Consider the following 8,148-nt stretch of genomic DNA (forward strand, 5'->3'; position numbering starts at 1 on the left):
CAGCAGCACGGCCTGGGCGGTGCCCTCGGCGAGGCGACGCTCGAGCGCCTCCCGCGCGTTCTGCCGCGCGTGGTCGACCACCGCGCGCTTGTGACCGCGCTGCGGCACGGCGAGGTCCACCTTCCGTCCGGCCTTCAGGCCGAGCGCCTCGGCGACCAGGTCGGCCTCGGCGATCGGGTGCGACAGCAGCACCGTGCGGGGCGGTGGCTTGTCGTCGTAGAACTGACCCAGGAATGCTGAAAGAACAGACGATTCCTCCTCCCCCCTTGCATGGGCCGGGAAGTGGGCCCGGTTGCCGTTGTTGCGCCCGCCGCGGATGAAGAACACCTGCACGCACGACTGTCCGCCGGCCATGTGACACGCGATCACGTCGGCATCGCCGAGCTCCCCCGGGTTCACCACGTCGGTGGACTGGACATGGGTCAGGCCGCGGATCCGGTCGCGGATGGTGGCGGCGCGCTCGAAATTCAGTGCCTCGGCCGCGCGCTCCATCTCGGCGGCGAGTTCCTGCTGCAGCGCGGTGGTGTCACCCTCCAGGAACCGCCGCGCCTGCGCGACCAGCCCAGCATAGGCGGCCGCGTCGATCCGACCGACGCAGGGGGCCGAGCAGCGCTTGATCTGGTAGAGCAGACAGGGCCGGGTGCGGTTGGCGAACACCGTGTCGCCGCACGTGCGCAGCAGGAAGGCGCGGCTGAGCGCGGTCACCGCCTGGTTCACCGCCCAGGCTGAGGCATAGGGGCCGTAGTAGTCGCCTTTGCGGCCGTGCGCGCCGCGGTGCTTGGCAAGCTGCGGGAACGGGTGGTCACCGGTCAGCATCAACCAGGGGTAGGACTTGTCGTCGCGCAGGACGATGTTGAAGCGCGGCTTCAGGCGCTTGATCAGGTTGCTCTCGAGCAGCAGCGCCTCGGCCTCGGTGTGGGTGGTGATCACCTCCACCGCGGCGGTCTCCATCACCATCCGGCGCAACCGCTCGGGCAGGCGCGCCGGCTGTGCATACGCCGGCACGCGCTTCCTGAGGCTCTTGGCCTTGCCGACATAGAGCGCCTCGCCCCTGGCATCGAGCATGCGGTAGACACCGGGACCGGACGGCAGGGTGGCCAGCGCCGCCTCGATGACCGGAGGACCCCGCGCCACAGTTGAAGACGTGTCGTCAGCCAGGTTTCGCGTCATCGGAAACGTGGATTCAGCGTCAAGCAACCGACGGACGTAGGGTCGGTATCCACCACTGCTGTGGACAAGTCTGTGGGGAAGGGCTTCACGGTGCCGCGAGTCCGGCCTTTCGCTAGGGGTCGCTCGGTTTGCTCACTCTTTGGGCAGACAAAGTCAACACATTGATTATAAACCTTTTTGTAGGAGGTGGCTGAAACGAAACCGTCGCGAAGCCGTCAACTGAGCCACGTCCGTCATGCGATCCGTTCATGATGGTCGCAGTGGACAACTTCCACGCGACGCGTCAAGGCCGTCGTCGCTCGATTGTAACGCCCACGGAATTCGCATCCGACAGCGCTCCGGGCTTTTCAACTGTAACGCGAGCGATCCGCACGCGATGGTCTGAGAGGCACGCTTCGGCGATCCGCTCCGCGAGCGTCTCCACGAGCATCACGTGCCCCTCTGCCACGATGGCGCGTGCGGCTGCCGCCACACGCTCGTAGTCCACCACGCGGGCGAGCTCGTCGCGCCCGACCGGCGCGCGCGACATCGGCCGCGCCCCATCATCCTCGACCGCGAGATCGATGCCGATCCGCACGGGCTGGCGTGCGGCGCGCTCGTGCCGGTGCACGCCGATCAAGGCATCGAGCGCGAGACCCCGCACGAACACGTGGCGCAATCCCTGTGCCGCGTCCGCCAGCCGACGCTCCGCGCCGAGATCCATGCTCCGGTCGTCCCTTCCCGCCGGCTATTCCTCCGGCGCCTCGCGCGCGGGGGCCCAGTGCAGGTGCTGCCCGCCGTCGAGCGCGATCATCTGCCCCGTCATCGACGGCAGCGCAAGGATGGCAAGCACCGCGCGTGCCACCTCCTCCGGCGAGGTGCCGCGCCCGAGCGGCACCGAGGCGCATTGCCGCGCAAACTGCGCCTGGGTCTGGCGCGGGCTCGGCAGGGCGGGGCCCGGGCCGATCCCGTTGACACGGATGCGCGGAGCGAGCGCGAGCGCGAGCGATTGCGTCAGCGCCCACAGCCCCGCCTTGCTCACCGTGTAGCTGACGAAATGGGGGGTCAGGCTCCAGACCCGCTGATCGAGCAGGTTGATCACCGCGCCCTCCGCCCCCTCGGGCAGACTGCGCGCCATCGCCTGGGTCAGCACGAACGGCGCGCGCAGATTGGGCTCGAGATGCGCGTCCCAGCTCGCGCGTGTGGCGTCATGCCACTCGTCGCGCTCGAACGCCGAGGCGTTGTTCACCAGCACGCCGACCGGTCCAAGCGCCTCGGTGACGGCCGGGACCAGCCGGACCACCTCCGGCTCGCGTGCGAGATCGGCCGAAAGCGCAAGGCCGCGCCGCCCCGTCCGATGGATCGCCTCGACCGTGTCGGAGGCGTCGGCGGCGCTGGCGCGGAACTGGATCGCGACATCGAACCCCGCCTCGGCGAGGGCGAGCGCCATGGTCCGGCCGATCCGTCTCGATCCTCCGGTGACGAGGGCGGTCCGGGGAATCGCAGCGGGAATGGTCCACATGCGGGAGAACATGGGGCAGGCGGCGGCGCTTGCCAGCCGCGCCGCAATGGGCTGGCATGCTGGCGCACGCCGTCACATGGGGGAAGCGATGGATCTCGGGGTTCGCGGCAAGACCGCGCTGCTCACCGGCGGCTCGAAGGGGATCGGCCGCGCGGCCGCCGAGAGCCTCGCCGCCGAGGGTTGCGACGTGATCCTCGTCTCGCGCACCCAGGCCGCGCTCGACGCCGCCGCGACGGCGCTCCGCGTCCGCCACCAGGTGAATGCGCGCGCGCATGCCGCCGACATTGCCGTGCAGGGCACGGCCGAGGAGCTCGCGCGGCTGTTCCCGGAGATCGACATCCTGGTGAACAACGCCGGCGCCATCCCAGGCGGGTCGTTGCAGGAGGTGGATGGGACCACGTGGCGCGAGGCCTGGAAGCTGAAGGTGTTCGGCTACATTGACATGTGCCGCGCCTTCTATCCGCTGCTGGCGAAGCGCGGCGGCGCGATCGTCAACGTGATCGGCAACGCCGCCGCCACGCTGGACCAGGCGTATATCTGCGGCGTGACCGGCAATGCCGCTCTGGAGGCGTTCACGCGCTCGCTCGGCGGCGGCGCGCCGGCGGACGGGATGCGGGTTGTGGGGCTGTCGCCCGGCCCGGTCTCGACCGACCGGCTGGTGACGCTGACGCGCAAGAAGGCGGCCGACCGCTACGGCGATCCGGAGCGGTGGCAGGAGCTGCTCGCGCCGATGCCGTTCAGCCGCGCCGCCACGCCGCAGGAGATCGGCGACATGGTGGCGTTCCTGGCAAGCCCCCGCTCAGGCTACACCAGCGGCACGATCGTGCAGATCGACGGCGGCATGGCAAGCCGCAGCCGCGCGTTCTGAGGGGACCCATGCACATCACCACCAGCGACGGCGTGCGCCTCCACGTCGAGGACACCGGCCACGGCGCGCCGATCGTGTTCGTGCACGAGTTCGCCGGCGATGGCCGCAGCTACGAGCCGCAGGTCCGGTACTTCGCCCGCCGCTACCGCTGCATCACCTTCAACGCGCGCGGCTATCCGCCCTCCGACGTGCCGCCCTCGCCCGACGCCTACGGCCAGTCACGCGCGCGCGACGACATCCGCGACGTGCTCGATCAGCTCGGCATCCAGGGCGCGCACATCGTCGGCATCTCGATGGGCGGGTTCGCCACTCTGCATTTCGGCCTGACCTACCCCTACCGGGCGAAGTCGCTGGTGATCGCCGGCGTCGGCTACGGCGCGCCGGCGGAGGCGCGCGCCCAGTTCGCCGAGGAGTGCGAGGTGGCCGCAGGCCGCTTCGAGACCCTGCCGGCAGCCGAGGCCGCCGGCAGCTACGGCCGCGGACCAACCCGGGTGCAGTACGAGAACAAGGACCCGCGGGGCTACGCGGAGTTCATGGCCCAGCTCGCCGAGCACGACCCGAAGGGTGCGGCGAACACGCTCCGCGGGGTGCAGAAGCGCCGGCCCTCGGTGTTCGATCTCGCGGACGGGATGAAGGCCCTGTCGGTGCCCAGCCTGATCATGACCGGTGACGAGGACGATCCCTGCCTGGAGGCAAGCCTGTTCATGAAGCGCTGCATCCCGACCTCAGGGCTGGTGGTGCTGCCTTGCACCGGACACACGCTCAACCTGGAGGAGCCGGCAGCGTTCAACGCCGCCGTGGCCGATTTCCTCGCCGCGGTGGAACTTGGCCGCTGGCCGCGGCGCGATCCACGCAGCACCACGGGCAGCATTCTGGGAACACGGTCGTGACGGGACCACGGTGCCGGGCCCAAGCCCGGGGCGGTCTCCCTCCCCTCGGTGGGGGACCGTAGGGCCGCGCGGCTCTTTCATTTGACTCTCCGTTCCGCGGCTTCATCCTCCTCCCATGCGCGGCATCGCCCTTGCCCTCGCCCTGATACTCGCCCTTCCCGCCTCCGCGCAGGAGAGCGCGTTCCGCGTCTTCAACCGCACGGGCGAGGTCGCGATCGGCCTCCATGTCGGCGGCGGCCGGAACCTGATCGCCGGCCGCGCGATGAGGCCCGGCGCCGGGGTACAGATCACCGCGCCCGGCTGCAACGTCGATCTGCGCATGGTTCTCGCCAGCGGGCAGGTGCTTGACTGGAACCGGGTCAATGTCTGCGTCACGCGCGAGGTGTTCTTCACCGCCGGCGCACCGCACCGGCCCGGACCATCGGCGCCGGCGCAGGCGCCCACGGAAGGGCGGCCTGCGGCGGCGCAGCGCGCGCTCGCCGCCCTCGGCTACGACCCGGGCCCGCCCGACGGGGTGATCGGCCCCCGCACGCGCCATGCGATCACATCGTTCCAGCGCGACCAGAACCTGCCCGTGAGCGGCGAGCTCGACACCTCCACCCTGGCCGCGCTCGGCCGCGCTGTCGCCGGTCGCGCCCCGGCGCCGGACGGCAAGCCCCCGCCGGTCGGCGAGGCGCGGACGCCGCCACCTCCCCGCAGCGCCGACGGCAAGCCCCCCGCAGGCATCGACCGGCCCGTACCGCTGCCGGCCGGGATCGCGCCGACGCCGCGGCCAGGAGGGCGGACGCCTCCGGCCGAGGCGCCGCCACGCCAGGCCCAGCGACGGGCCAGTACCGGCACGGGCTTCATCGTCGCCGAAGGACGCGTGCTGACCAACCACCACGTGGTCGACGGCTGCAACCGCACGGTCGGCGTGCTGGCGACCGGACGGCGGGTCGACCTCTCGATCGGCCCGCGCGATCCGCGCCGGGATCTTGCCTTGCTCTCCGGCCCCCACGACATGGGCCCCGCGCTTGCCTTCCGCGACAGCCCGCCACGGCGCGGCGACGAGGTCGTGACCTACGGCTTCCCGCTCACCGGCATCCTCGGCTCCGGCCCGACGCTCACGACCGGCGAGGTCAGCGCGCTCACCGGCCTGCGCGACGATCCGAACACGATGATCGTCTCGGCGCCGGTGCAGGCGGGCAATTCGGGCGGACCGCTGCTCGACCGCGCGGGCAATGTCCTCGGCGTGATCGTCGCCAAGCTCGCTGCGCTGCGCATCGCCGAGCGGACGGGTGATCTGCCCCAGAACGTGAACATCGCGATCCATGGCCGCACCGCGATCGACTTCCTGCGCCAGCACGGCGTGACCGCCCGGCGCACGCCCTCGATCGCGCACTACCCGGCGGCCGAGGTTGGCGAGATCGCGCACGCCTCCACCCTGCTGCTCGAGTGCTTCAAGTAGCGCGTCTCAGCGCGCCGGCAGCGTGGCCCCTCGACTCAGCCCGGCGGTTGACGTGGTTCGACAGCGTCGTGCGCGGCCCGCACTCCGCCAGCACTGACCGTCAGCGCAGAGGCTGACGAATCCGACACAGCATCCCGCTGATCACGCGACGGCCGTCAGCCCAAGGCTGCCTCCCAATCGCGGGAGCGCCGGCTCGATCCCCGCCCCAGTGCACGTCGCGCAGCCGAAATGGCTCGCCCATGGTCCAGACCCTGCCGGCGACCCTGAATGGGACGGGTCGCGACCAGAGGAAACGGGAGCCACTCCCGGGTCGGATGCTGCAGGCTCTGCACTCGATTTCCGCCACTCGCGATTCAAGCGTCCGGTGCGTGAGCGTTATCGATCCCGATGATGGACCCTATCGGATTCTCTCGGTTTTTTCCGGCGAAGAACCTCTCATTTCCTGAAGTGATGCAATGACCCCGCAAGATCTGGCAGGAGATACTGGTGAACATCTGGGCGACGATCATCCTGTGGGACGAAGCCGATCCGGGAACGGACCGCTTGGTTCGAGAGACGAAGCACGAACGGCTGACGATCGTCTTTGCCCCCAGCTTCGAATCGGCTGCCAGTGTCGCCGCGGAATTGGCGGAACAAGGAACCGGGCTCATCGAACTCTGTGGCGGCTTTGGGATCAACGGAAGCGCCGCCGTCTTGAAGGCCGTTGATGGCCGGGCTGCGGTCGGCTCTGTCAGTTTCGGCATTGACTCCCTAACGCAGGCCGCCGCCTACAAGACCAAGTTCGAGGCCACCCTCGCGGGCGACTGATCGGCAGCGATCGAGCAGCCACCACGGGCCATCCCTCCGCTCCGACCCCCGCGAACCACGGTACGTGAGAGGCGGCAGCGGGCCCCCGCTTGGTCCCCTTGCACCCTCGCCTCGCATGCGCCGCCCATGTGCGGACAAGGTCGCGCCGCCACGGGACCGGGGCGCATGGACCGGTCCCGCACCGCCGGCTAGCCTCGCGCCATGGACGCCGACATCGTGATCGTGGGCGCGGGCAGCGCCGGCTGCGTGCTCGCCAACCGGCTCTCCGCCGATCCGTCGCTGAAGGTGACGCTGATCGAGGCCGGCGGGCCCGGCGGGCATCCGTTCACGCGCATTCCTGCCGCCTATGCGCGGCTGATGGAGCATCGCAGCCTCACCTGGGGCTATCGCACCACGCCCGATCCGGCGTCCGGCAACCGAGCCATCCTCTATCCGCGCGGGCGCGGCCTCGGCGGCTCCTCGGCGATCAACGGCATGATCCATATCCGCGGCCAGCCCGAGGACTACGACCGCTGGGCGCAGAAGGGCTGCATCGGCTGGTCCTACGATGACCTCGTGCCGTATTTCCGCCGCTCGGAACGATACGAGGCCGCACGCGATCCGGAACGCGGCCGCGACGGCGCCGTCGCGGTCGAGCAGGTGGTCGATCGCGGACAGCTGCTCGAGGCCTTTGTCGCCGCCGCGGAGACGATGGGGCTGCCCTATCTCGAGGACTACAACGGACGGGTACAGGACGGGGTCGCGTGGACGCAGCAGGCGCGCGGCGGGCGCTGGCGCAGTTCGGCGAAGACGGCCTATCTCGACCCGGCGATCGGCCGGCCGAACCTGAGCGTGATCACCGACGCGCTCTGCCGGCGCGTGGCGGTCGAGGACGGTCGCGCGACGGGGGTGGAGATCGAGCGCGGCGGACGGCGCGAGACGATCGCGGCCGCGCGCGGCGTCGTGCTTGCCGCCGGTGCGATCGGCTCGCCGCAGATTCTCCAGCTCTCCGGCATCGGCCCGGGCGAACTCCTCGCGCGTCACGGCATCCCGGTGCTGCATGACCTGCCCGGCGTCGGGCGGAACCTGCAGGACCACTACCTCGTGCGCATGGCCTGGCGCGTGCGCGATGTCGGCACCGCGAACGAACGGAGCCGCGGGCTCAGGCTCGCCTGGGAGGCGGCGAAATGGGCCTTCGCCGGGCGCGGCATCCTCACCTGCTCGCCGGGCATGATCCTCTGCTTCCCGCGCTCACGCGAGGGGCTCGAGACGCCGGACATCCAAGCCGTGGTCGCACCCGGCTCATGGCGGCAGGGCACCTTCGGGCTGCTGGAGGACGAGCCGGGCGTGTCGATGGGCGTGTGGCAGCACCGCCCTGAGAGCGTGGGCGAGGTCGAGATCGTCTCGCCCGACCCGGCCGCCGCGCCGTCGATCCGCCCCGGCTACCTGACCGCGGAGGCGGACCGGCGCGCGCTGTTGTGGGGAA

8 protein-coding genes are annotated in these 8,148 nt (G+C 70.7%); 5 read left to right on the forward strand and 3 right to left on the reverse strand.

Translation table 11 applies throughout. The annotated features are described in order from the left end of the window. The 3 genes from uvrC to ACTIFU_RS17460 form a co-directional block, all read right to left on the reverse strand. A partial coding sequence (gene uvrC / locus ACTIFU_RS17450; protein WP_439579594.1) for an excinuclease ABC subunit UvrC occupies positions 1-1,170 on the reverse strand: 1,170 nt, incomplete at its 3' end. Positions 1,171-1,453: 283 nt separating this feature from the next. Continuing rightward, positions 1,454-1,873: a dihydroneopterin aldolase gene (gene folB, locus ACTIFU_RS17455; RefSeq protein ID WP_439579595.1), complete on the reverse strand. Its 420-nt coding sequence runs from the start codon at positions 1,871-1,873 to the stop codon at positions 1,454-1,456. A 24-nt stretch (positions 1,874-1,897) separates the two neighbouring features. Further along, positions 1,898-2,671, reverse strand: coding sequence for an SDR family oxidoreductase (locus ACTIFU_RS17460; RefSeq protein WP_439579596.1), 774 nt, complete (start codon positions 2,669-2,671; stop codon positions 1,898-1,900). On the opposite strand from ACTIFU_RS17460, the gene ACTIFU_RS17465 reads away from it, so the two are divergent. From ACTIFU_RS17465 to ACTIFU_RS17485, 5 genes are all read left to right on the forward strand, one after another. Further along, complete coding sequence (locus ACTIFU_RS17465; protein WP_439579597.1) at positions 2,670-3,539, forward strand: short-chain dehydrogenase/reductase; 870 nt, start codon at positions 2,670-2,672, stop codon at positions 3,537-3,539. The two genes, ACTIFU_RS17460 and ACTIFU_RS17465, sit on opposite strands and share 2 nt — an antisense overlap. A gap of 8 nt (positions 3,540-3,547) precedes the next feature. Next, positions 3,548-4,429 (forward strand): alpha/beta fold hydrolase, encoded by an 882-nt coding sequence (locus tag ACTIFU_RS17470; RefSeq protein WP_439579598.1) that lies wholly within the window; start codon positions 3,548-3,550, stop codon positions 4,427-4,429. Positions 4,430-4,544: 115 nt separating this feature from the next. Then, entirely contained in the window at positions 4,545-5,876 is a 1,332-nt protein-coding gene (locus ACTIFU_RS17475; RefSeq protein WP_439579599.1) for a trypsin-like peptidase domain-containing protein, read from the forward strand. A gap of 486 nt (positions 5,877-6,362) precedes the next feature. Then, on the forward strand, positions 6,363-6,683 hold the full coding sequence (locus ACTIFU_RS17480; RefSeq protein WP_439579600.1) for a DUF6506 family protein: 321 nt from the start codon (positions 6,363-6,365) through the stop codon (positions 6,681-6,683). Positions 6,684-6,884: 201 nt separating this feature from the next. Further along, the coding region (locus ACTIFU_RS17485) for a GMC family oxidoreductase (RefSeq protein WP_439579601.1) at positions 6,885-8,148 on the forward strand (1,264 nt) is incomplete at its 3' end.

This window comes from Elioraea sp. (genome assembly GCF_051860475.1).
In the GTDB taxonomy this organism is placed as follows: Bacteria; Pseudomonadota; Alphaproteobacteria; order Acetobacterales; family Acetobacteraceae; genus Elioraea.